Source organism: Streptomyces sp. NPDC107538 (assembly GCF_055657445.1).
On record NZ_JBVKAY010000002.1, the window covers coordinates 350,438 to 373,473 of the forward strand.

Below are 23,036 nucleotides of genomic sequence, written 5' to 3' on the forward strand. Positions count from 1 at the left end.
GTCTTCACAGACGGTAGTTGACGGAACGTCAGACGTACGGCCGGATGATCAGCCGTGCTTGGCGCGGCTCGCGGCACGCGCGCGCTCGCGGGCGTCCAGGTTGACCTTGCGGATGCGTACGGCCTCCGGGGTCACCTCGACACACTCGTCGTCCCGGCAGAACTCCAGGGACTGCTCCAGGGAGAGCTTGCGCGGCGGGACGATCGCCTCGAACGAGTCGGCCGAGGAAGACCGCATGTTCGTGAGCTTCTTCTCCTTGGTGATGTTCACGTCCATGTCGTCGGAGCGCGAGTTCTCACCGACGATCATGCCCTCGTACACCTCGGTGCCGGGGTCCGTGAACAGCACACCGCGCTCCTGGAGGTTCGTCATCGCGAACGCGGTGACGGCGCCGGAGCGGTCGGCGACGAGCGAGCCGTTGTTACGGGTCGTCAGCGTGCCGAACCACGGCTCGTGGCCCTCGTGGATGGAGTGGGCGATGCCCGTGCCGCGCGTGCCGGTCAGGAACTCCGTACGGAAGCCGATGAGGCCGCGGGACGGGACGACGAACTCCATGCGGACCCAGCCGGAGCCGTGGTTCGACATGTTGTCCATGCGGCCCTTGCGGACGCCCATGAGCTGCGTGACCGCGCCCATGTGCTCCTCGGGCACGTCGATCGTCATGCGCTCGACCGGCTCGTAGACCTTGCCGTCGACGTCCTTGGTGACGACCTGCGGCTTGCCGATGGTCAGCTCGAAGCCCTCGCGGCGCATCTGCTCGACCAGGATGGCGAGCGCCAGCTCACCGCGGCCCTGGACCTCCCAGGCGTCGGGACGCTCGGTGTCGAGGACCCGGAGGCTGACGTTACCGACCAGCTCGCGGTCGAGGCGGTCCTTGACCTGGCGGGCGGTGACCTTGCGGTCCTTGACCGCGGCCTTGTTGTCCGCGCCCTTGCCGGTGCCGCCGCGGCCGACCAGCGGCGAGGTGTTCGTGCCGATGGTCATCGAGATCGCCGGCTCGTCGACCGTGATCAGCGGCAGCGCGATCGGGTTCTCGGTGTCGGCGAGGGTCTCGCCGATCATGATGTCCGGGATACCGGCGACGGCGCAGATGTCACCGGGGCCGGCCACCTCGGCGGGCTTGCGGGTGAGCGCCTCGGTCATCATCAGCTCGGTGATGCGGACGTTGGACATCGTGCCGTCGCGCTTGATCCAGGTGACGGTCTGGCCCTTGCGCAGCTCGCCCTGCTCGACGCGGAGCAGCGCGATACGGCCCAGGAAGTTGTCGGCGTCCAGGTTGGTGACGTGGGCCTGGAGCGGGGCCTCCGCGTCGTACGACGGGGCGGGGACGTGCGACAGGATCGTGGAGAAGAACGGCTCCAGGCTGTTGCTGTCGGCCGGGACGGTGCCGTCCTCCGGCTTGGTCAGCGAGGCGACACCGTCACGCGCACACGCGTAGACGATGGGGAACTCGATCTGGTCCTCGTCGGCGTCGAGGTCGAGGAAGAGGTCGTAGGTCTCGTTGACGACCTCGTCGATGCGCGAGTCCGCGCGGTCCGTCTTGTTGATGCACAGGATGACCGGCAGACGCTGCTGGAGCGCCTTGCGGAGCACGAAGCGGGTCTGCGGCAGCGGACCCTCGGAGGCGTCGACGAGCAGCACGACCGCGTCCACCATCGACAGACCGCGCTCGACCTCACCACCGAAGTCGGCGTGGCCGGGGGTGTCGATGATGTTGATGGTGATGACGTCGCCGCCATCCTTGGGGTGGTACTTCACCGCCGTGTTCTTGGCGAGGATCGTGATGCCCTTCTCACGCTCCAGGTCGTTCGAGTCCATCATGCGGTCGTCGAGCGACTCGGCGGCGTGCGCGGCGAAGGCACCGGCCTGCTTGAGCATGGCGTCGACCAGAGTGGTCTTGCCGTGGTCGACGTGGGCGACGATGGCGACGTTGCGGATGTCGTGACGCGTTTCGGTCACAGCCATAGTGAGGCGCTTCTCCCGGAGTGTGCGGACGGCCCACGCTGACGTCTGTACCGACATCTGTCGCGCGGACCCTGCCGGGCTGGACACGCCACGGCCTCACCCCATCGTACGGGGCCGCGGACGCGCGGGCTCCCCGGGCCGTCCCGGACCTCCCCAGAACGGGCCCGGGACCGGCCCCCGCCCCAGCTCGGCGACGCCCCGGTGTGACTCAGACCTCCTCGGCCAGGGGCTCCGGGCGGGTCTCGCAGGAGCCCCGCCCCTCCCCTCCCCGTACGTCGGCCGCCGCCCGCGTGGACACGGGCGGCGGCCGAGGTTTCCGGGGAACGATCTCCTATTTCTCCGTCGGCCGGGCCGGTCCCCTCGCACCCTTCTCCAGGAAGCCCATGTCCTCGTAGACCGGTGTCTGGAAGCCGAAGGCGCCCGCGTTCGCGAGGGTGGTGCGGGCGGCGACGAGCTGGGGCCGCTGGTAGAGGGGGATGGACCCGGCGGCGGCCCAGATACGGGCGTCCGCCTTGCGGATCAGGGAACGGGTCTTGGACTCGTCGAGCGTGGCCACGGCCTGGTCGAAGAGCTGGTCGACCCGGTCCGTGCCGACGCGCGTGTAGTTCTGCTCGACGCTCAGCGAGCCGTCTGCCGCGGGCACCGGCTTGGCGTAGATCGGCCGGGCGTCGGTGGCGGGGTACGCGGAGGTCGGCCAGGAGTACAGCGCGAGGTCGTACTGCCCGTTGGCGATGTGGTCCTTGAAGTAGCTCTCGTCCGCGACCTTCGTGATCTCCGTACGGATCCCGACGCGCTCCAGCATCGCCGCGATCCGCTGACCGACGGCCCGCAGGGACTCCGTGCCCGGCCCCGAGGGCAGCACGAACCGCAGCGTCAGCAGCTTGCCGTTCTTGGCGAGGGGCCCGCGCGCGGCGTCGGCGGGTGCGCGCGTCCCCTGCGGGGCGTACGCGCCGGGCGCACCGCCCGGCTTGAACTGCTTGCCGTCCTGGGCGAGGTTCTCGTCGGCGTCGTACGGCTTGTTGTCGTCGCCGACGATGTACGTGCTCTCGTCGCCGGAGCCGGAGCCCGAGCCGGAGCCGCCGTCGGAGGCGCGGCCGGAGGCGGTGTCGGCGTCGCGCTTGCCCTCGCCCTTCTCGTCCTTCTCCTCGGCCTTCTTCTCGCCCTTCTCGTCCTTCTTCTCGCCCGCCTGCCGCTTCTTCTGGTCCGTCTCCCCCTCCGCGCCGGCCGCCTTCTTGCTCTCCGGGACGGGCTGGAGGGGGCCGCCCTGTTCCCAGCCGGCGTCGGCGAGGAGGGCGCGGGCCTCGTCGGTGTCCTGGTCGCCGAGGGCGCCGCTGTTGTCGGCGTAGGCGGCCTGCCCGGCGAGGGCGAGGTGGCTGCCGACGGGTTCCGCGGGCAGGCCGAGGGGCTCCAGGACGAGGGCGGCGAGCTTCTTCCGGTCGATGGCACGGGCCACCGCGCGGCGGACGCGCTCGTCGGAGAGGGGGCCCTCGGAGCCGTTCAGGGCGAGCTGGGTGAAGGCGGGCTCCAGGGACCGGCGGACGGTGAAGCCGCGCAGCGCGGACTGCTGGGCGGTGTACGCGGCGAGCGCCGCGCGCCGCTTCTTCCGGGCGCCGGCCTCGTCGTCCGCGGCCTCCTCGTCCGAGCCGTGCGCGACGGCCCAGGACCGCATCGACTTCGCGGGGGTCAGACCGGCGTCGGGGCCGGAGTCGGGGCCGTGGGCGGGGCCCTCGTGGGCGAGGGGACTGCTCTGGGAGAGCGGACCCGCACCCTGCGACTTCTTCTTCTCCGGGGCGGCGAGCATGATCCGCTCGGCCTGCGCCGAGTCGATGTCGGCGATGTCGACCTTGCCCTCGGCCAGCGCCTTCGCCCGTTCGGCGCGCGGCACGGCACGCAGCACCAGTTGGGAGAGCTTGGCGGTGCGACCCCACCAGCGGGGGCTGCGGACGAGCGTGACCTCGCCGTCCTGACGGTCGATCTCCTTCAGCGCGAACGGACCGGCGGTGACCTTGAGCTTCTTGCGGGCGCCGTCGTTGAAGGAGTCGGGCGTGCCCATGACCTGCTTCGGGTACAGCGGCGAGAACAGCGACTTCCAGTCGGCGTACGGACGGGCGAAGGTGACCCGGACCTCCAGGTCGTTCTCGCCGCGTTCGATCTTCTCGATGCGCTCGTAGCCGGCGTTCCGGGCCGTCCAGTACGCGGAGTCCTTGCCGGACAGGGCCCGCCACTGCGCGACGAAGTCGGCGGCGCCGATCTCCCGGCCGTCGCTCCACACCGCTTCCTGGTGGAGCTTGTAGAGGACGACCTGCCGGGGCTCGCGCTCGACGACCGCCGCGGACTCCACGAAGTCGGAGTTGAGCTGGGGGCGTCCGCTGGCGTCGAGGCGGTACATCGACGGCAGGACGGCGCCGGCGATCCGTGACGTGGCCGGGTCGGCGTCCGCCTGGAAGGTGTTCAGCGTCTCCGGTACGGCGTCCACGGCCCAGCGCAGGGTGCCGCCGTCCGCGACCAGGTTCCGCGCGGCGGGCGCGATGTCCTGCTCGGCGACGGGTCTGCCCGCCGGGTCCTCCTCACCGCATCCGCTCAGCAGGGGCAGCGTGAGCACGCCGGCGGCCAGGAACGCCAGGGAGCGGCGCGGGGCGCGCGGTCGGACGCGGTCGTGTCGATCGCGGTCGTGGGGAATCGGCATCACTGCGACCTCCTCGCTCCGCGGTGGGAGAACGGGGACGGGGGTGGCTCTGATCACGTTCGGCGGTATATGGAGCTGATCAGACGGATGCGGCCCACTGAAGAGGACGGGGCCCCTGCGGGGCGGCCGACACGACGGGGCGTGCGCCGGAACCCACCCGTTTGGCCGCGCCTCCCCTCCGGGGTGCGGTCGTGTTTCGGCCGCGGGTGGGTGGGGCTTCTCGCGCAGTTCCCCGCGCCCCTGAAAAACAGGGGCTGCGCCCCGTGCTTTTCAGGCCCGTAGGGGCCTGGTCTTTTAGGGGCGCGGGGAACGGCGCGAGAAGCCCCACCGGACCCGCACCCGACAACGCACCCACCCGGCGCCCCCCGACACGCGCAAAAGAAAACCGCAAACCGCTTCCCACCGGCCGGTGTGACGCGCGACACTCGCAGGCGCATGAACGTTGCCGCCTTGGGGCCGAGGCCCCGTGAAAGCGAGGGCAAGTCATGTCCGTGCACGACGACTTGGCGTCGGTCCGACGCTGTCTGGACGAACTGACCATGTCCGTACGCCGCCTGGAACAGCAACTCGGCGGCACCGGCCTGGAGATACGCCGCGTCCGAACCGACGCCGACCACCTGCGCGAGAGCATCGCGCTGCTCGGCGAGGCCGCCCCCGACCTGGCGAAGCCGCGCCGCCCCGACCTCGTCCCCATCCCCGACACCCCGTACGACAGCTCCCTGTGGACGGACTCCGACGACGAGGGCCTCGGCTCCCGCGACCGCCGGGCCCCCTGACCGCCGTCGTCCGGCCCACCCCCGACAACCAACCCGACCGGGAGTCCCCCGTTGGCCACTGGTACGGAACCACCCGCAACAGATCCCCATCCACAGCGCGGCGGCGTACGGACCCGTACGCGCGCCGCGATCTCCGCCCCGCATCTGCGCACCGACCGCTGGTGGCTGGCGCCCGCCGCCACGGCCGCCGGACTGCTCGCCTTCATCGTGTACTCGACCTGGCGGGCCTTCGCGGACGAGCACTACTACGCGGCCCCCTACGTCTCGCCGTTCTACTCGCCCTGTCTGGCGGAACGCTGCGAGCCCATGCGCGGCGGCCCCAACTGGGAGATCCTCGGCGGCTGGTGGGGCATCTCACCGGCGATCATCATCCTGATCTTCCCGCTCGGCTTCCGCCTGACCTGCTACTACTACCGCAAGGCCTACTACCGCGGCTTCTGGGCGTCCCCGCCCGCCTGCGCCGTGGCCGAGCCACACCAGAAGTACTCCGGTGAGACCCGGTTCCCGCTGATCCTGCAGAACCTCCACCGGTACTTCTTCTACGCGGCCCTCCTCGTCGCCGGCATCCTCACCTACGACACGGTCCTGGCCTTCCGCGACGAGCACTACGCCTGGGGCCACATGGGCCTCGGCACCCTCGTGTTCCTCGTCAACATCGTGCTGATCTGGGCGTACACCCTCTCCTGCCACTCGTGCCGGCACATCGTCGGCGGCAAGCTCAAGCACTTCTCCAAGCACCCGGTGCGGTACCGGATGTGGCAGTGGGTCGGGAAGCTGAACGCCCGTCATATGCAGCTCGCCTGGGCCTCGTTGGTGAGCGTGGCGCTCGCCGACTTCTACGTGTACCTGGTCGCGTCCGGCGCCTTCGACGATCCGAGGTTGTTCTGATGTCCGTGGTCGAACGACAGCAGTGGGACGTCGTCGTGATCGGCGCCGGCGGCGCCGGGCTGCGCGCCGCGATCGAGGCCCGTGAGCGGGGCGCCCGTACGGCCGTGATCTGCAAGTCCCTGTTCGGCAAGGCCCACACGGTGATGGCCGAGGGCGGCATCGCGGCCGCGATGGGCAACGTCAACTCCGGTGACAACTGGCAGGTCCACTTCCGCGACACCATGCGCGGCGGCAAGTTCCTCAACCAGTGGCGGATGGCCGAGCTGCACGCGCGCGAGGCCCCGGACCGGGTGTGGGAGCTGGAGACCTGGGGCGCCCTCTTCGACCGTACGAAGGACGGCCGGATCTCGCAGCGCAACTTCGGCGGCCACGAGTACCCGCGTCTCGCCCACGTCGGCGACCGTACGGGCCTGGAGCTGATCCGCACCCTCCAGCAGAAGATCGTCGCGCTGCAGCAGGAGGACCGCGCGGAGACCGGTGACTACGAGTCCCGGCTGAAGGTCTTCCAGGAGTGCACGGTCACCCGGGTGCTGAAGGACGGCGAGCGCGTCTCCGGCGTCTTCGGCTACGAGCGCGAGTCGGGGCGTTTCCTCGTTCTCGAAGCGCCCGCCGTCGTGATCGCCACCGGGGGCATCGGCAAGTCGTTCAAGGTGACGTCGAACTCGTGGGAGTACACGGGCGACGGGCACGCGCTGGCGCTGCTCGCGGGCGCGCCGCTGCTGAACATGGAGTTCGTGCAGTTCCATCCGACGGGCATGGTCTGGCCGCCGTCGGTGAAGGGCATCCTGGTCACCGAGTCGGTGCGCGGTGACGGCGGGGTGCTCCGGAACTCCGAGAACAAGCGGTTCATGTTCGACTACATCCCGGACGTGTTCAAGGAGAAGTACGCGGAGTCCGAGGAGGAGGGCGACCGCTGGTACGAGGACCCGGACCACAACCGCCGCCCGCCCGAACTGCTGCCGCGCGACGAGGTGGCGCGGGCCATCAACGCCGAGGTGAAGGCGGGCCGGGGCTCTCCGCACGGCGGTGTCTTCCTGGACGTGTCCACCCGGATGCCGGCGGAGACCATCCGGCGCCGACTCCCCTCCATGTACCACCAGTTCAAGGAGCTGGCGGACGTCGACATCACGGCGGAGGCCATGGAGGTCGGGCCGACCTGTCACTACGTGATGGGCGGGATCGCGGTCGAGTCGGACACGGCGGCGGCCCGCGGCGTGCCCGGTCTGTTCGCCGCCGGTGAGGTGGCCGGCGGCATGCACGGCTCCAACCGGCTCGGCGGCAACTCCCTCTCCGACCTGCTGGTGTTCGGCCGCCGGGCGGGACTGCACGCGGCCGAGTACACGGCGGGTCTCACCGGCGCACGCCCCCCGGTGGACGACGTCCAGATCGACACGGCCGCCGCCGAGGCGCTGCGCCCGTTCTCCGCCGAGGGCCCGGCGCCCGGGCGGCGGGACGAGGCCACGGGCCGGCCGCCGGAGAACCCGTACACCCTCCACCAGGAACTCCAGCAGGCCATGAACGACCTGGTCGGCATCATCCGCCGCGAGGGCGAGATGGAGCAGGCGCTGGAGAAGCTGGCCGATCTGCGGGTGCGGGCGCGCCGGGCGGGCGTGGAGGGGCACCGGCAGTTCAACCCCGGCTGGCACCTCGCCCTCGATCTGCGGAACATGCTGCTGGTCAGCGAATGTGTGGCGCGGGCCGCGCTGGAGCGTACGGAGTCCCGTGGCGGGCACACGCGCGAGGACCATCCGACGATGGACCGCGACTGGCGCCGGCTCAACCTGATCTGCCGGCTCGCCGATCCGACGGGCGGACCGGAGACCTGGGATCCCGCCGTCGGCCAGATCGCCCTCACCCGTGAGACCACCGAAGCCATCCGCCCCGACCTGCTCGCCCTCTTCGACAAGGAGGAGCTGGTCAAGTACCTCGCCGAAGAGGAGCTGTACGAATGAGCGGCTACGCGGCCCACTTCAAGGTGTGGCGGGGTGATGTGCGGGGCGGCGGCCTGAAGGATTTCGAGGTCGAGGTGAACGAGGGCGAGGTGGTCCTCGACATCATCCACCGCCTCCAGGCCACCCAGGCGCCCGACCTCGCCGTCCGCTGGAACTGCAAGGCGGGCAAGTGCGGTTCGTGCTCGGCGGAGATCAACGGGCGTCCCCGGCTGATGTGCATGACCCGGATGTCGGTGTTCGAACAGGACGAGACGATCACCGTGACGCCGCTGCGGGCCTTCCCGGTCGTTCGCGACCTGGTCACGGACGTCGGCTTCAACTACACCAAGGCGCGCGAGGTCCCGTCGTTCGTACCGCCGGAGAAACTCGGGCCCGGCGAGTACCGGATGATGCAGGAGGACGTGGACCGCCCGCAGGAGTTCCGGAAGTGCATCGAGTGCTTCCTCTGCCAGGACACCTGCCATGTCGTCCGCGACCACGAGGAGAACAAGACGGCCTTCGCCGGCCCGCGCTTCCTGATGCGCGTCGCGGAACTGGACATGCACCCGCTGGACGCAGCCGAGGACGCCGGCCTGGACCGCAAGGCCACCGCCCAGGACGAACACGGCCTCGGCTACTGCAACATCACCAAGTGCTGCACGGAGGTGTGCCCCGAGGGCATCAAGATCACGGACAACGCGCTGATCCCCCTGAAGGAGCGCGCCGTCGACCGTAAGTACGACCCGCTGGTGTGGCTGGGCTCGAAGATCAGAAGGCGTACGTCCACGACCCCGGACCGCTGACGACGCGGACCTGCCCGGCCGGGGTCGTCAGGACGGTGAGGGCCGTCAGGACGGTGAGGGCCGTCAGAGCGGTGAGGGCCGTCACTGGGTGATGCCCCGGCCGGGGCGGGTCGCGAGGTACGACAGCACGGTGTTCGAGACGATCAGGAGCAGGCCCGCGAGACCGAAGACGTCCGCGCGCTCCCTCACCACCATGCCGGCGCACCACAGGCACAGGCCCGCGCCGCCGGCGAGCGTGGCGTAGCCCCACAGCACCGGTCGTAGCGTGCGGCGCCGCAGCCACGGCAGCATCCATCCCGTACGGATCGCGGCGACCCCGAACACGACCGTGGCCACGACGGCCGCCGCGAGACACCCGATCCCGATGTTGCTCAGCATGCCCCTGCCCCTGCCTATGCCTCTGCCTCTGCCCCGGCCTCACGGACGAGGCGATCATGGCATGCTCCCGCCATCGGTACCGGCCTCCCCCTCCCCCGGTCCGCCGCACCCCGCTCGCGACCACGCACTCCCGGTCATACGCTCCCAAATGTGACGTCGCGTCTGAGAAGAAACCGAGCGCGGGGCGCCACGTCGCACATAGCCGTGCGCCTGGCCCACGCCGTCTTCGGCGGCCTCGTGGCCCTGGCCTGGCTGCTGCTGCCCACGGCGACACGGACGGCCGCCGAGAGGCCTGACACAGGGCCGGCCGCCGACCGGCTGTTCCTGGCCGCCCCGTCGACCGACGGCGCGGCGGCACCGGCCGACGACGAGGCGTCCGGGGCGGACCTGATCCTGCCGGTGGCCGCCGCGGGTACGGCCGTCGCCCTGGCCGCGTACTCGCTCGTACGACGCCGGCGCCGCGCCCGGCTGTACACCACCCCCACGGGCACCTTCGTCCCGCCCGCCGCCCCCCTGCCCGACCTCCGCGACCGCGCCCTGCGCCTGCTCGTCGAGACCGACGACAGCGTCCGTACGAGCGCCGAGGAACTCCGTTTCGCGGCGGCGAGACCGCGCCCCACGGAGGCGGAGCCGGAGGAGAAAGAGGAGACGGAGGAGGCGGAGGAGAGAGCGGAGGAGGCCGGCGAGGCCGGACCGCTCGTGACGCCCCCGGAGCGGCCCGTCGCCCTCGATCCGGCGCAGCCCTTCGCGGAGACCCCAGCGGCACGGGACGCGGTGAGGCCGTTCGTGGAGGCGCTGGCGGACGCGCGGGGCGAACTGGTGGCGGCCTTCGTGGCGAGGCAGCGGCTGGATGAGGAGAGCGCATCCCTGCCACCCGAGGAAAAACGCGCGCTGCTGGAGGAGATCCTCACCCGGTGCACGACGGCGCAGCGGCGGCTCGACACGGCGACGCCCGCCTTCGATCAACTCCGCGCCCTGGAACGGGACATCACCCCGGCCCTGGAACACGCGGAGACCCGCTTCCGTGAACTGACCGGCCGTACGGCGATCGCCGCCACCACTCTCACGGCCCTCCGCGACGCCTACGCCCCGGCCGCGTCCCTCCCCGTCACCGGCCATGTCGAGCAGGCCAAGGACCGCCTGGTCTTCGCCACCACCGAGCTGAACCGCGCCCGCCAGGCCGCCTACCCCGGCGACCTGCTGACCGCCGCCGTACACCTGAGGGCCGCCGAGGGAGCGATCGACCAGGCGGACCTGTTCGTCACCGGGGTGGAGCGGCTCGCCGCCGAACTGACGGAAGCCACAGCCGCCGTGACCGCCGCAGCCCAGCAGGACACCCCGTCCAGCGGCCCGCACGACGACCCCCGTGACCCCCTGGACGCCCTCACCCACCGAGACGACTGGCTCCTCCCGGCCCGCAGCGCGGTAGTCACCGCGGCCGACTTCGTCACCACGCACCGGGGAGCGGTGGGCGCGGAGGCCAGAACCCGGCTGTCGGAGGCGGAACGGCACTTGGCGGACGGTCACCCCCAGCGGGCCCACACGCTCGCCCAGGAGGCCCGGAACCTGGCCGAGCAGGACGTCCGGGCGTACGGCAACCCGTACGGCGGCCCCGTCGGCGACGGCCTCGCGGGTGCCCTCCTGGGCGGCATCATCCTCGGCGAGCCCCCCGACGGCACCGGCCGAGCCGACCTGCGCGGCCCCGCCTGCTACGGCGGCACGGCCACCCGAGCCCGCAGAACAGCAGGCGGCCAGTTCTGAAGGAAGGCCCCACACACGCGCCCCAAGGGGCGCGGGGAACTGCGCGACAAGCCACGACGCACCGTCACCCCGGAACCCACCGCGACCACCCCACCGTCGCCGTCTAGAACAGGCTCAGCAACGCCTCCGCCGGATCGGTCAGTCCATGTTCCCCACCCGGCAAGGGCAGTTCGAACCACACCGTCTTGCCCCGGGGCGTCCGCCGGGACCCCCACGCCGCGGAGAGCAGTCCGACGAGCTGCAGCCCACGCCCGCCCTCGTCCGTGTCACGGGCCCGCCGCCGGCGCGGCTGCACCAGCCCCGCGTCCCACACCTCGCACACCAGCGTCCTGTCGAGCAGCAGCCGCAGCCGTATCTCACCCTCGCCGTACCGCAGCGCGTTGGTGACCAGCTCGCTGACCAGCAGCTCCGCCGTGTCGACGAGCGGTTCCAGGTCCCACGCCAGCAGCTGCCCGCGCGCGTACTCCCGCGCGCGGCCCACGCTGCGCGGTTCGCGCGGCAGCGTCCAGTCGCCGACGGAGTCCTCCGGCAGCCCCTGCACGCGGGCCATCAGCAGCGCGATGTCGTCCTCGCCGTGGTGGGTGTCGAGGGTGTTGAGGACGTGGTCGCAGACGTCCTCCAGCGACCGGGGCGTGTCGGAGCGCAGTGCGGTCGGCGGCTGGGCGGGGTCGGTGAGGGCGCCGACGAACGCTTGGAGGCCCTCGTCGAGGGGATGGTGGCGCGATTCGACCAGTCCATCCGTGTAGAGCGCCAAGAGCGCGCCTTCGGGTAGTTCGACCTCCACCTCCTCGAACGGTTCGCCGCCGACCCCGAGCGGCATCCCGGGCGGCACGTCGAGCATCAGCGCGCTCTCGCCGGGCTCGACCAGCACCGGCGGCAGATGGCCCGCGTTGGCGAAGGTGCAGCGCCGGGTCACCGAGTCGTAGACGGCGTAGACGCAGGTGGCGAGGTAGACCTCGGAGAGGTCCTTGTCACGGGGCCGACTGGCGGACGTGCGGCTGGCGGACTGGACGCCGCCGGGGGTGCCGAGGCCGCGGGCGATCTCGTCGAGCGCCGAGAGGACCTCGGCGGGTTCGAGGTCCAACAGGGCCAACGTACGAACGGCCGTACGAAGTTCGCCCATCGCCACCGCTGCCCGCAGTCCGCGGCCCATCACGTCGCCGACGACGAGTGCCGTGCGGTGGCCGGGGAGTTCGATGACGTCGAACCAGTCGCCGCCGACCTCGGTGGCGGCGTTGCCCGGCAGATAGCGGCAGGCGATGTCGAGTCCGGAGGCCTCGGGGTCGCCCGGCGGCAGCAGGGAGCGCTGGAGGATGAGGGCGCGTTCGTGCTCACGGCGGTAGAGGCGCGCGTTGTCGATACAGACGGCGGCGCGCGCGGCCAGTTCGACGGCGAGCCCCCGGTCGCGTTCGCCGAACGGCTCGCTGCCCTTGGTGCGGGAGAACTGCACGAGTCCGACGACGGTGTCGTGCGCGACCATCGGCACGGCGAGCGTCGACTGGATCAGGCTGCCGTCCTCGGGCACCTGTTGGGGGCGCGCGGTGCGCAGGGCGTCCGCGCAGGGCGAGTTGAACGGATAGTGGTGGACGGCGCCGACGCTCACGGGGGCGGGTCCGCCGACGAAGGGCGCGTCGGAGACGGCGCTGGCGAAGGCGACCCGGCGCAGTTCGGCGCTGCCGTCGGCGAGTCCGGGCGGGGTCTCGTCGCCGACCAGGAGGCCCTGGTAGAGGTCGACGGTGGCGAGGTCGCAGAAGCCGGGGACGACGACGTCGAGGAGTTCGCGGGCGGTGGTCTCCAGGTCCAGGGAGTTGCCGATGCGTGTCCCGGCCTCGTTGAGGAGGGCGAGATTGCGCCGGGCGGCGGCCGCTTCGCGGGCGGCGGAGCGGCGGGCGGTGATGTCGGTGGCGAGCCAGGCGATGCCGATGGGGCGGCCGGTGCCGCTGTGCACGCGGAAGAGGTTGATGGACCAGTGGCGGCGCTCTTCGGAGCCGGGCACGAAGCCCGTGATGTGCATGTCGGTGATGGAGTCGCCGGTCTCCATCACCCGCCGCAGGGTCGCCTCGACCCGCTCGGCCTCCGGGGACTGCAGATAGTCGTGGACGCCCCGGCCGCGGTGGTCGTCGACGTCGCCGCCGTAGATGGACGCGAAACGCTGGTTGGCGCGCCGCACCCGGAGATCGGTGTCTATCAGAAGGAAGCCGAACGGAGATTGGCCGAAAATGGCCTGCGAAGCGGCAAGGTCGGTCTCTATCCGGCGCAGGGTCCGGACGTCCACGACGATGCACACGGCGGCCCGTTCGCCGCCCTCCACCGTGGTGGGCATCACATAGACCTCGGCGAGCCCCTCCACTCCTTCGGGGCCGGGCACCCGGAAGGGGACCACTCCGGTCCACTCCCGGCCGTCGAGGACCTCGGCCATCTTCCGCTGGCCCTCTGCACGCCGGTCGGGGTCGATGAAGGCCTCGATGGGGTCCATCCCCACGGCCCGCGCCGCCGTGATGCCGAACAACTGCTCGGCCCGCAGACTCCACTGGTCGACGAGTCCGTCAGGACCGATCGAGAACGAAGCGACCTTGATGTAGTCGTACATGGACCCGGGCGGGCTGGTCTGCCACATCGAGTCTCCGGTCCCGTGACCACCCATGACACTCGCGCCGCCGTCGGACACAGCGGCATCACCACCGCGCGCGCCGGGCGCCCGGCTTCCGGACGCCCGACGTCCGGAAGTCCCGCTTCCGGACGTACGCCCCTCGGGCCCGCGGCCCGTGGGGCCGCCGCCCGTTCTGTCGCGTGCGGCCCCGTTGTCGCGCGTGGCTGCGCCCAGGCCGGAATCGTCTGCGGCCTCGGGCCTCGCGCGGTCCGACGGGTTCCTGGAACCCGTGGACTTCGTGGCCTTCGCTGGTATCTCGCTCACGCGAACCGTCCCCTCCAGCTCACCGCGTCCGGCTTCGGTCACCAGGGGCGGCTGCCCGCAGTATCCAGCACTACGGCGCCACACAACACGGTGTTCACGATCACAGCACGGTCCCGATCGTTTTTGGACCGGCCGGAACATACTCCCAAGTCTTCTAACCAGGCGTTGGCCCCTCGAACCAAAGACTCCAGCCAGCGCTACTGGCTTGAACCAGTCGGTCGCACGCGCGCCCCGGGGAGCCGCCCCCTCCCCCCGTCCGTACGCCGTGGACTCCCGCCGTGCACCAGGACCTTCGCCCTGTACGCCGACCGGTCCGCTCAGCCGGGAACCGCCAGTTCGAACCAGACGGTCTTGCCCGACTCCCCGGGCCGGGTACCCCAGGCCCGCGCGGAGCAGGCCACCAACTGCAGCCCCCGGCCGCTCTCGGCGTCGACATCGGCCGCGCGCTCGCGCGGGGGATCGGGCAGCGGGTCGGAGACCTCGACCAGGAGTGCGTCCGAGGGGCCGGTGGGACGTACGAGCCGCACTCCGATGGGTCCCGTGGCGTGCCGCAGCGCGTTGGTCACCAGCTCGCTCACCAACAGGGTGGTGATGTCCGCGAGCACGTCGAGCCCCCACGCGCGCAGCTGCCCGCGCACCACCGCCCGAGCGCCCCGCACCGCCCCCGGCTCCGCCGGAAAGGTCCACTCGGCGCAGTCGTCTCCGCTGTCGATCACGCCGATCACTTCCCAGTCCAGAAGCAGACCCTGTCCGGTTTCATGGGGTTAATGGGCACATACCCGATATCCCGCCCGAAGTACCGCGCACGAGGGCGCACTGTGGCACGAACGGCGTAGACAGGGCGCGGAGCCCTGGGCAAGCAGCACCCCCGCCCCGCAAGGGGCGCGGGGAACTGCGCGACCAGCCCCGACGGACCCGCACCCGCCAAAGCACAGTCGCCCCACCCCAGAAGGCCCGCGCGCAGCGCGAAGCGGGGTCGAAGGGGCGCAGCCCCTGGGGATGGGACGGGTAGGGGCGGCGGGGGCGAGGAAAATCCACACCTCCGGCGGCGGCACACACCACCCCCGGCCCCGTCAGCCCCCGTCCCCCCAAGCCACCCGCGCCGCCTCCATCACGGCCGGCACATCCTGCTCCAGCCAGTCGACGTCCCACACCTCATCCACGGTCAGCCAACGCAGCTCGTCATGATCCTCCAGCGCCCGAGGCTCTCCGGACAGCAGATGCGCGATCCAGACCCGCAGCACATACCCGGGCCGCACCACCCACTCACCGGGCACCCGCTCCGCGGACTTCGCCTCGACCCCCAGCTCTTCCCGCAGCTCACGCACGAGCGCCTGTTCGGGAGCCTCCCCGGGCTCCACCTTGCCGCCCGGCAGTTCCCAGCGTCCGGCCAGCTCAGGCGGTGCGCTGCGGCGCGCGGCGAGCAGTCGCCCGTCGTTCAGCAGAGCGGCTCCCACCACCACGATCGGTTCGGTCATGCGCGGGAGCCTACGGGAGCGGACAAGGGCACCGGGCGGAGGGAATCAGTTGCTCCCACTCTGCCCGTTCTGGACGTTCTGCCCGATGCGTTCGACCCAGTAGAGCTGCTTGTGGCCGCGACCGTCGAGGCTGTCCGCGATGTTCTGCGCCTCGGCGCGCGTCGCGTACCTGCCCACCCGGTAGCGATTGCCGTTGTCGTCCTGCCTTATGACGAGCCAGGGAAGAGTGATCGTGCCGTCGTTCATCGACCCCCACCGCTCCTTCCCGCCCCGGCACGCCCAGGTCCCACCCCCGGATGCCGCCGCGCCCCGCCACCTAAGGAAACCGCAATCCGCATATGCCCGAGCGTACGCCTAACCTTTACGCAGCGAATCCGCCTTTTCACAAAGAGGTACGCAACCAGCCAAGACGAGGGGGGCGCACCCCGCCGAACGCGCCGCCGATCACCACCCGCGCGCCCCCCAACGCTCCAACGAGCAGCGGTCCAGCACCATTCGCCCGAAACGGGCCGCCACCGGACGTCATGACGCCCCGGCGGCAAGAACGACCGAATTCGAACTACGTTCGGACGAAGCCCCGAGGCGCTGACAAGTCCAACTTCCCTCCGGCAAGGGCCACTTGACCCATGCCCGCGTCATCGCCGCATACACACGGAATCAGCCGGTTTCCGAACTACCGGCAGCGCGGGCTCACTTCACCGGCAGGTGGTACGCCACCTGGTAGCGGTCCGCCGGGACGACCACGTCGGCCGTCTCCACCGGGCGGCCGGAGGCGAAGTACGTGCGATGGACGACCAGGACGACATGGCCGGGGACGCCACCGAGAGCGAGCAGCTCCTCGGCGAGGCCGGGGCGGGCGCCGACCTCCTCGGTGACGTTGTCCACGACGACATCGATGGCCGCCATCCGCTCGACGACGCCCATGCCCCCGAGGGGGCCCTCCTCGGGAAGCATCACGGGGGTGCGGCCGGTGACGGCGAGGGGCTCCCAGGAGGTGGAGAGCATCATCGTCTCCCCCGCGTCCCGGAAGGTGTACCGGGTGCACATCACACGGTCGCCGATCTGGATCGCGAGCCGCTCGGCGATCGTCCGGCCCGCCTCGACCTGCTCGCTGCGCGACTCCCAGGTGCCGCGCGCCCCGACGTCGGCCTGCTCCTGCCGGAAGGGCGTGGCACCGCCGGCGGGCCGGAACCCGGAGCGGGAGACCCGGCGCGGCACCGGCCGCTCCCGCACATAGGTGCCCGAACCGGAGCGGCCTTCCACCAGGCCCTCGGCCATGAGCACCTTGCGCGCCTCCAGCGCGACCGTGTCCGAGACGCCGTACTCCTCGCGGATACGGGCCTGGGACGGGAGACGGGTGTGCGGCGGCAGCGATCCGTTCACGATCTTCCTGCGGAGATCACCCGCGACACGCAAGTACGCCGGCTGCTCACCGAAAGTCACTGGCCGCTCCCATCTGGATGTACAGACAGCAACAGCGTGGCAACCGTGGGTTCGGCCATGCAAGCGAAGGCCAGAGAATCACTCGATGTGATGACAAGTGACCGGTAGGGGCTTTACGCAGGCACTTTCTCCCCACTATGGGGGCCGTCACACCTCCGCGCCGGGGCCGTCCTCGCCAGCGCCGTCGCCGCCGTCCTCGTACTCGTACGTCGGTGCCTCGGTGGCCAGCCCCAGAGCCTCGCGCGCGGTGACCAGCTTCGGGCCGTCGGTCAGCCGGTAGGCCTTGTCCCAGTGGGCGGTGAAGTCATCGGCGTCGTTCGCCCGGCTCGCCGCCTCCCACTCCTCGCGCGCCCGGTCCAGGGCGTCCGCGTAGTCGCCGACCGCCCGCCCCGCGGCGGGCTCCCAGTCGTGCGCGCGCAGCGCGGAGGCTTGCAGTTCCAGGGCCCAGGCCACGTCCGACGCCCACATCTGATGCCCGCTCAGGTCGTCCTCGACGTACTCCGCCTCCGGCATGCCGTCGAAGACGTCGTTCAGGATCGCGTCGGCCTCCAGGAAGGCGAGCTGGTCGGCGTCGAGGGTCGTCCCGTCCTGGCGCAGCGAGCCGGTCAGACTGCCCTCGGGGTCGACGTTGCCGAACATGCAGGTGACCTCGCGGTCGCCGTACCGCCAGCTCTGCCGGGTGGGCGTGAAGTAGTAGACGTCGACGTCGGCCGGGAGCGCCCAGGGGTCCATCACATACGTCTCGGAGAGCGCGTAGCACCGGTCGTCGGCGGCGTCGGTGACCGCGTCGTCGCCCGGGAAGGCGTCGTCCGGCAGCGTGAAGTCGGCGAACACCTCGGCATCGTGCGCGCCCTCGCACGGCACGATGTCGACGTCGTACGCGTATCCCTCCAGGGAGCCGCTCCGCGAGTCGAAGCACTCGCCCGGGACCACGGTGAAGGTGCCGCCCGCGCCGCTCGCCGCGTCGCGCAAGCCGTGCCACGCGTCGCGCGCGCCGCCCGTGGTGAACGCGAGCGTGAGCAGCAGCGCGCCGATCGTCGAGAGGACGATTCCGGCCACGGCCATGCCCTTGCCGCGCTCGCCCCGCCGCCGGATCTGCACCAGCGCGACGACCCCGAGGAGCAGCCCGACACCCGGCAGGAAGCAGAGCACACCGAGCACGAGCGCGGCGATCGCGAGCCCGTTGACGGGCGGGGCGGGCACCGGCGCGGGATACGGCTGCCCCCAGGCCTGGCCCCAGGGCTGCCCCCAGGGCTGGTGCGGCCGGGGCCCGAGGGGCGGGGGTGTGGCCACAGCTACGGATGCTCCTTGCGCCGGGCAGAGTGGGAACTGACGTACGACTGGGCGCATGGTAAGCCGTGCGGGGCGTGGGCGATACGTCCGGGACCCACCTGACGCACCCTCACCGACCGCCCCGGTCACCCCACCCGGCCCCACTAACCTTCCCTCCATGACCCCTCTGCCGGATCGCTTCTGCCCGACGGACGGCACCCGCGTCCCCGCCGCCTCGCTCGCCTGGTGCTGTCCGGCCTGCCGCGGGCCGCTGGACCTGGACTTCGCGCCCACACCGGCCTCGCTCAAGTCCCTGGCCGGCCGGGTGAACTCGCTCTGGCGCTACGCGGAATGCCTCCCCCTGGCGGCGCCCACGGTGTCCCTGGGCGAGGGCCGGACCCCGCTCGTCGAGCTGAAGGACGGCATCCGGGCCAAGCTCGACTTCCTCATGCCGACGCTCTCCTTCAAGGACCGGGGCGCGGTGCTCCTGGCCGAGCTGGCCCTGCGGCTCGGGCCCCGGCAGGTGGTCGCCGACAGCAGCGGCAACGCGGGCACGGCGGTCGCCGCGTACTGCGCCCGGGCCGCGCTGCCCTGCACGGTGTACGTCCCGCTCGGCACGTCGGACAAGAAGCTGGAGCAGATCCGGGCGCACGGCGCGCAGCTCCACGTCGTCGACGGCGACCGCGAGGCCACGGCCCGCGCGGCCCGGGAGGCGGCGGACGCGGACGGCGTCTTCTACGCCTCGCACGTCTACAACCCGTACTTCCTGCACGGCACCAAGACCTACGTCCACGAGCTGTGGGAGGACCTGGGCGGCCGGCTCCCCGAGGTGATCGTCGTCCCCGTCGGCAACGGCACACTGCTGCTGGGCGCGGCCCTCGCCGTCGCCGAACTGCACGCGGCGGGCCTCATCGACCGCCGGCCCGCCCTCTGCGCCGTCCAGTCCGCCGCCGTGGCGCCCCTGGCCCGCGCCTGGACCGAGGGCGCCGACGACCTGGTCGGGGACACTCCGGTGGCACCCACCTTCGCCGAGGGCATCGCCATCCCCCGTCCGCCCCGGGCCCGCCAGATCCTCCGCGCCGTCCGTGACTCCGGCGGCACCTTCCTCACCGTGACCGAGGACCAGATCCGCCACGCCCAACGCGACCTCGCCTCGCGCGGCCTGTACGTCGAGTCCACGGGCGTGGCCTGCTGGGCGGCCGTACGGGAGGGGGCGCTGGGGGCGCGCACAGCGGTGGTGCCGCTGTGCGGCGCGGGACTGAAGACGGGTCTGGCTGAGCACTGAGGAGAGCGGGAACCAAAGCGGCCCGGGGTCAGTACGCCGCGTACAGCATCAGCGCGAGGAACCCCGCGCCGACCGCCGTCAGCAGCATGCTGCTCCGCTTGTGCCCGACCCACAGCAGGAGCGCACCGGCGGCGACCGCCAGCACCCGGAACTCACCGTTGAACACGACGAGCACCCCGAATATCGCCAACGCCACCCACATGCGGTCCCCCTCCCCCACCCTGACGTACCTGCCGGTCGAAGGCTTCCCACCGCCGGAGATCACCACCCCCAAACCGCCACGTTCCCGACACTGGAAAAGCAGAAAGGGCCGGACCCCTGGGGGTCCGGCCCTCGCACGGTTCTAGACGTTGAACCTGAATTCGACGACGTCCCCGTCCTGCATGACGTAGTCCTTGCCCTCCATGCGGGCCTTGCCCTTGGCGCGGGCCTCGGCGACGGAGCCGGTTTCGACGAGGTCGGCGAAGGAGATGACCTCGGCCTTGATGAAGCCCTTCTGGAAGTCGGTGTGGATCACACCGGCGGCCTCGGGGGCCGTGGCGCCCTTCTTGATGGTCCAGGCGCGCGATTCCTTGGGGCCGGCCGTCAGGTAGGTCTGCAGGCCGAGGGTGTCGAAGCCGACGCGGGCGAGGGTGGCGAGGCCCGGCTCCTCGGCGCCGACCGACTCCAGCAGCTCCATCGCGTCGGCCTCGTCCAGCTCGGCGAGGTCCTGCTCCAGCTTGGCGTTGAGGAAGATCGCCTCGGCGGGGGCGACCAGGGCGCGCTGCTCGTTCTTGAAGTCCTCGTCGGTCAGCTCGTCCTCGTCGACGTTGAAGACGTACAGGAACGGCTTGGTGGTGAGCAGGTGCAGGTCGTGGAGGAGTTCCTCGTTGCCGGAGCCCTGCACGATGCCCTGGGAGAAGAGGGTGTCGCCCTTCTCCAGGATCTCCTTGGCCGCCTCGACCGCGGCGACCTTCGGGGCGATGTCCTTCTTGATGCGCGACTCCTTCTGGAGACGCGGCAGGACCTTCTCGATGGTCTGGAGGTCGGCGAGGATCAGCTCGGTGTTGATCGTCTCGATGTCGTCCTTGGGCGAGACCTTGCCGTCGACGTGGACGACGTTCTCGTCCTGGAATGCGCGGATGACCTGGCAGATCGCGTCCGACTCGCGGATGTTCGCGAGGAACTTGTTGCCGAGGCCCTCGCCCTCGCTGGCGCCGCGCACGATGCCCGCGATGTCGACGAAGTCGACGGTCGCCGGGAGGATCTTCTGCGAGCTGAAGATCTCGGCCAGCTTCGTCAGGCGCTCGTCCGGGACGCCCACGACGCCGACGTTCGGCTCGATCGTGGCGAACGGGTAGTTGGCCGCCAGCACGTCGTTCTTGGTCAGGGCGTTGAACAGGGTCGACTTGCCGACATTGGGCAGACCGACGATTCCGATCGTGAGCGACACGTTTGCGACTTCCCGTTGCGTAGGAGGGCCAGGCGGCCGGTCCCCCAGTTTACGGCGTGCCGGCACCCGGCCAGGCGAGCTGTCGAACGCTTGGCCAAGGTCCGCTCAACGGCGTGTCTGTGAACCCATTCGGCACATTAACCGACCTAAGTTGGACGAGTGGATCAGCAGCAGAGCGTGTACCTCCCCCGCACCGGGCCGCAGCGCGGCGTCCCGCCCCTTCCCCCGCAGGCCGGGAGAGGGGGCCGGATTCCCGGCGCGGGCGTGCCGCGTCGTGCTCCGGTCGCGCGCGGGCCCGTACCGCCGCCGGTACGAGCCGTGCGGAGCGTCGCGCGGGCCGTGCGCCGGATGCCGAACCCCCGTCTGACCGGGCTGGGCTGTGGGTTGTTCTGCGGGGTGGCGATGTTTGTGCTCGCCGGCCTCGACCGGCTGCTGTTCGGTGCGTCCGCCGTGCTGTACGGGGTGCTGTTCCTGCTGGTCAGCGCGTTGAGCGCGGTGTGGGTGCGGGGCGGTGACCTGGCGAGCGCGCCCGTGGTCGTACCGATCGCCTTCGCCGCCGGGCTGCCGCTGCTCGCCGAGGGCGAGGGCGGACTCGGCGGGCATCTGATGGCCCTGGTCACCGCCCTCGCCATGCAGGCAGGCTGGCTCTACGGCGGCACGCTCGTCGCCGGCGTCATCGTGACCGTACGCAAGCTCCGGCTGATGGGTCGCCGGGCGGCCGAACGGGAACGGGAACGGGTGAGGGCTGGTCAAGTCGGCGGCCGGGTGCGGGTCGGGGGGCAGGGCCGGGGCCGGGGTGTCCAGCCGCAGCCCCCGGCCGAGCGCCGGCCGGCCGCTCCCCTGGCGCCGAGGCCTCCGGCCCAGCCCCGCCGGGCCGTGCCTCGGGGGTAGCTCCGGGGGTTCCAAGGCAGTCGGCGCTCTGGTGGGGCGTGCCGCGGCGGGCCGTCGTTCGGGTTTCGGCGCCGTCGTGGCTGAGCGCGCAGTTCCCCGCGCCCCTTCAGGGCGTCGGTGATCCGGGGGGGGTTCCAAGGCAGGCGGCGCTCCCGTGGGGCGTGCCGCGGCGGGCCGTCGGTTGGCTGCGGCGGCTTCGTGGCTGGGCGCGCAGTTCCCCGCGCCCCTTCAGGGCGCCGGTGGTCCCTAGTCCGCCTTTGCTGCTCTCATTGCCGCGCCTACGATGCCCGCGTTGTTCTGGAGTTGGGCCGGGGCGATCTCCGCTCTGATGTCCTCGATGAGGTGGAGGAACTTGGCGGACTTGCGGCTGACGCCGCCGCCGATGATGAACAGTTCGGGGGAGAAGAGCATCTCGACGTGGGCGAGGTACTTGGTGACGCGCTTGGCCCAGTGCTCCCAGGTCAGCTCGTGGTCCTCCTTGGCCTTGGTGGAGGCGCGGGTCTCGGCGTCGTGGCCGTGCAGCTCCAGGTGGCCCAGCTCCGTGTTGGGGACGAGGACGCCGTCGGAGAAGACGGCGCTGCCGATGCCCGTGCCGAAGGTGAGCAGGATGACCGTGCCCCGGCGGCCCCGCCCGGCACCGAACTGGACCTCGGCGACGCCCGCCGCGTCCGCGTCGTTGACCACGGTCACCGGGAGGCCGCCGAGCCGGTCGCCGAGGAGAGCGCGCGCGTCGGTGTCGATCCAGGACTTGTCGACATTGGCCGCCGTACGGATCGTGGCGCCGCCGGTGACCACGCCGGGGAAGGTGATGCCGACCGGGCCGGTCCAGCCGAAGTGGTCGACGACCTCCTTGACTCCGTCGGCGACCGAGTCCGGCGTCGCCGGGTGCGGGGTCAGCACCTTGTACCGCTCGTCCGCCAGGTCGCCCAGGTCCAGGTCCACGGGAGCGCCCTTGATCCCGGAACCACCGATGTCCACGCCGAAGATGTGCATGGCCCTACGTTACGTCGTACGACTGACAGTCACGTTGCCGAGGGGGTCGGCCGCCGCCGGGGGGCCGCGATCCTCACGCGCCGGTACGCGTACGGCCCCGGAACCTTCACGTTCCGGGGCCGTACGGTCGTGTCGGGGGT

Annotated in this window: 19 protein-coding genes; 7 read left to right on the plus strand and 12 right to left on the minus strand. The window is 71.4% G+C overall.

Annotated features, from left to right (window positions below):
- Positions 1 to 48 precede the first annotated feature (48 nt).
- Positions 49 to 1,965: a translational GTPase TypA gene (gene typA, locus ACZ7MG_RS07440; RefSeq protein WP_471387824.1), complete on the minus strand. Its 1,917-nt coding sequence runs from the start codon at positions 1,963 to 1,965 to the stop codon at positions 49 to 51.
- Between the two features lie 331 nt (positions 1,966 to 2,296).
- Complete coding sequence (locus tag ACZ7MG_RS07445; protein WP_471387826.1) at positions 2,297 to 4,651, minus strand: ABC transporter family substrate-binding protein; 2,355 nt, start codon at positions 4,649 to 4,651, stop codon at positions 2,297 to 2,299.
- Between the two features lie 485 nt (positions 4,652 to 5,136).
- Here ACZ7MG_RS07445 and ACZ7MG_RS07450 point away from each other — a divergent pair, with 485 nt between their 5' ends.
- Genes ACZ7MG_RS07450 through ACZ7MG_RS07465 form a run of 4 tightly spaced genes read left to right on the plus strand, consistent with a single transcriptional unit; the run spans position 5,137 to position 9,049 of the window.
- Positions 5,137 to 5,427: a hypothetical protein gene (locus ACZ7MG_RS07450; protein WP_471387829.1), complete on the plus strand. Its 291-nt coding sequence runs from the start codon at positions 5,137 to 5,139 to the stop codon at positions 5,425 to 5,427.
- Between the two features lie 51 nt (positions 5,428 to 5,478).
- The gene (locus ACZ7MG_RS07455) at positions 5,479 to 6,315 is read left to right on the plus strand and encodes a hypothetical protein (protein ID WP_471387831.1); all 837 of its coding nucleotides are present in this window, start codon (positions 5,479 to 5,481) and stop codon (positions 6,313 to 6,315) included.
- Positions 6,315 to 8,267: a fumarate reductase/succinate dehydrogenase flavoprotein subunit gene (locus ACZ7MG_RS07460; RefSeq protein ID WP_471387834.1), complete on the plus strand. Its 1,953-nt coding sequence runs from the start codon at positions 6,315 to 6,317 to the stop codon at positions 8,265 to 8,267. Before ACZ7MG_RS07455 ends, ACZ7MG_RS07460 begins: the two co-directional genes overlap by 1 nt.
- Entirely contained in the window at positions 8,264 to 9,049 is a 786-nt protein-coding gene (locus ACZ7MG_RS07465; RefSeq protein ID WP_471387837.1) for a succinate dehydrogenase/fumarate reductase iron-sulfur subunit, read from the plus strand. Before ACZ7MG_RS07460 ends, ACZ7MG_RS07465 begins: the two co-directional genes overlap by 4 nt.
- Before the next feature lie 81 nt (positions 9,050 to 9,130).
- On the opposite strand, the gene ACZ7MG_RS07470 is transcribed toward ACZ7MG_RS07465, so the two are convergent.
- Entirely contained in the window at positions 9,131 to 9,427 is a 297-nt protein-coding gene (locus ACZ7MG_RS07470) for a hypothetical protein (protein ID WP_471387841.1), read from the minus strand.
- A 150-nt stretch (positions 9,428 to 9,577) separates the two neighbouring features.
- On the opposite strand from ACZ7MG_RS07470, the gene ACZ7MG_RS07475 reads away from it, so the two are divergent.
- A complete protein-coding gene (locus ACZ7MG_RS07475) occupies positions 9,578 to 11,188 on the plus strand; it encodes a hypothetical protein (protein ID WP_471387844.1) in 1,611 nt (536 codons plus the stop codon).
- A gap of 103 nt (positions 11,189 to 11,291) precedes the next feature.
- On the opposite strand, the gene ACZ7MG_RS07480 is transcribed toward ACZ7MG_RS07475, so the two are convergent.
- The 6 genes from ACZ7MG_RS07480 to ACZ7MG_RS07505 form a co-directional block, all read right to left on the minus strand.
- Entirely contained in the window at positions 11,292 to 14,102 is a 2,811-nt protein-coding gene (locus tag ACZ7MG_RS07480; RefSeq protein WP_471387847.1) for a SpoIIE family protein phosphatase, read from the minus strand.
- 317 nt (positions 14,103 to 14,419) lie between these two features.
- Complete coding sequence (locus ACZ7MG_RS07485; RefSeq protein ID WP_471387850.1) at positions 14,420 to 14,827, minus strand: ATP-binding protein; 408 nt, start codon at positions 14,825 to 14,827, stop codon at positions 14,420 to 14,422.
- A 348-nt stretch (positions 14,828 to 15,175) separates the two neighbouring features.
- Positions 15,176 to 15,580 (minus strand): (deoxy)nucleoside triphosphate pyrophosphohydrolase, encoded by a 405-nt coding sequence (locus ACZ7MG_RS07490; RefSeq protein WP_471387852.1) that lies wholly within the window; start codon positions 15,578 to 15,580, stop codon positions 15,176 to 15,178.
- Between the two features lie 45 nt (positions 15,581 to 15,625).
- Positions 15,626 to 15,826: an SPOR domain-containing protein gene (locus ACZ7MG_RS07495; protein ID WP_471387855.1), complete on the minus strand. Its 201-nt coding sequence runs from the start codon at positions 15,824 to 15,826 to the stop codon at positions 15,626 to 15,628.
- A 444-nt stretch (positions 15,827 to 16,270) separates the two neighbouring features.
- Positions 16,271 to 17,023: a GntR family transcriptional regulator gene (locus ACZ7MG_RS07500; RefSeq protein ID WP_471387858.1), complete on the minus strand. Its 753-nt coding sequence runs from the start codon at positions 17,021 to 17,023 to the stop codon at positions 16,271 to 16,273.
- Positions 17,024 to 17,170: 147 nt separating this feature from the next.
- Positions 17,171 to 18,316, minus strand: coding sequence for a DUF4190 domain-containing protein (locus ACZ7MG_RS07505; RefSeq protein ID WP_471387861.1), 1,146 nt, complete (start codon positions 18,314 to 18,316; stop codon positions 17,171 to 17,173).
- A 157-nt stretch (positions 18,317 to 18,473) separates the two neighbouring features.
- Here ACZ7MG_RS07505 and ACZ7MG_RS07510 point away from each other — a divergent pair, with 157 nt between their 5' ends.
- Positions 18,474 to 19,580 (plus strand): threonine synthase, encoded by a 1,107-nt coding sequence (locus ACZ7MG_RS07510; RefSeq protein ID WP_471387864.1) that lies wholly within the window; start codon positions 18,474 to 18,476, stop codon positions 19,578 to 19,580.
- A gap of 28 nt (positions 19,581 to 19,608) precedes the next feature.
- On the opposite strand, the gene ACZ7MG_RS07515 is transcribed toward ACZ7MG_RS07510, so the two are convergent.
- Positions 19,609 to 19,782, minus strand: a complete 174-nt coding sequence (locus ACZ7MG_RS07515) for a hypothetical protein (RefSeq protein ID WP_471387867.1) — start codon at positions 19,780 to 19,782, stop codon at positions 19,609 to 19,611.
- A gap of 141 nt (positions 19,783 to 19,923) precedes the next feature.
- Positions 19,924 to 21,012, minus strand: a complete 1,089-nt coding sequence (gene ychF, locus ACZ7MG_RS07520; RefSeq protein ID WP_471387870.1) for a redox-regulated ATPase YchF — start codon at positions 21,010 to 21,012, stop codon at positions 19,924 to 19,926.
- Between the two features lie 159 nt (positions 21,013 to 21,171).
- Here ychF and ACZ7MG_RS07525 point away from each other — a divergent pair, with 159 nt between their 5' ends.
- Positions 21,172 to 21,903, plus strand: a complete 732-nt coding sequence (locus tag ACZ7MG_RS07525; RefSeq protein WP_471387873.1) for a DUF6542 domain-containing protein — start codon at positions 21,172 to 21,174, stop codon at positions 21,901 to 21,903.
- 246 nt (positions 21,904 to 22,149) lie between these two features.
- Here the strand turns inward: ACZ7MG_RS07525 and ppgK are convergent, their stop codons facing one another.
- Positions 22,150 to 22,896, minus strand: coding sequence for a polyphosphate--glucose phosphotransferase (ppgK, locus tag ACZ7MG_RS07530; RefSeq protein ID WP_471387876.1), 747 nt, complete (start codon positions 22,894 to 22,896; stop codon positions 22,150 to 22,152).
- Positions 22,897 to 23,036 lie beyond the last annotated feature (140 nt).

Excerpts from the sequence above, each read along its gene's own strand:
- ACZ7MG_RS07510 (WP_471387864.1), top strand. The coding sequence starts at position 18,474 with ATGACCCCTCTGCCGGATCGCTTCTGCCCGACGGACGGCACCCGCGTC.
- ACZ7MG_RS07450 (WP_471387829.1), top strand. The coding sequence starts at position 5,137 with ATGTCCGTGCACGACGACTTGGCGTCGGTCCGACGCTGTCTGGACGAA.
- ACZ7MG_RS07495 (WP_471387855.1), bottom strand. The coding sequence starts at position 15,826 with ATGAACGACGGCACGATCACTCTTCCCTGGCTCGTCATAAGGCAGGAC.
- ACZ7MG_RS07445 (WP_471387826.1), bottom strand. The coding sequence starts at position 4,651 with ATGCCGATTCCCCACGACCGCGATCGACACGACCGCGTCCGACCGCGC.
- ACZ7MG_RS07470 (WP_471387841.1), bottom strand. The coding sequence starts at position 9,427 with ATGCTGAGCAACATCGGGATCGGGTGTCTCGCGGCGGCCGTCGTGGCC.
- ppgK (WP_471387876.1), bottom strand. The coding sequence starts at position 22,896 with ATGCACATCTTCGGCGTGGACATCGGTGGTTCCGGGATCAAGGGCGCT.
- typA (WP_471387824.1), bottom strand. The coding sequence starts at position 1,965 with ATGGCTGTGACCGAAACGCGTCACGACATCCGCAACGTCGCCATCGTC.
- ACZ7MG_RS07515 (WP_471387867.1), bottom strand. The coding sequence starts at position 19,782 with ATGTGGGTGGCGTTGGCGATATTCGGGGTGCTCGTCGTGTTCAACGGT.
- ACZ7MG_RS07490 (WP_471387852.1), bottom strand. The coding sequence starts at position 15,580 with ATGACCGAACCGATCGTGGTGGTGGGAGCCGCTCTGCTGAACGACGGG.
- ACZ7MG_RS07460 (WP_471387834.1), top strand. The coding sequence starts at position 6,315 with ATGTCCGTGGTCGAACGACAGCAGTGGGACGTCGTCGTGATCGGCGCC.
- ACZ7MG_RS07465 (WP_471387837.1), top strand. The coding sequence starts at position 8,264 with ATGAGCGGCTACGCGGCCCACTTCAAGGTGTGGCGGGGTGATGTGCGG.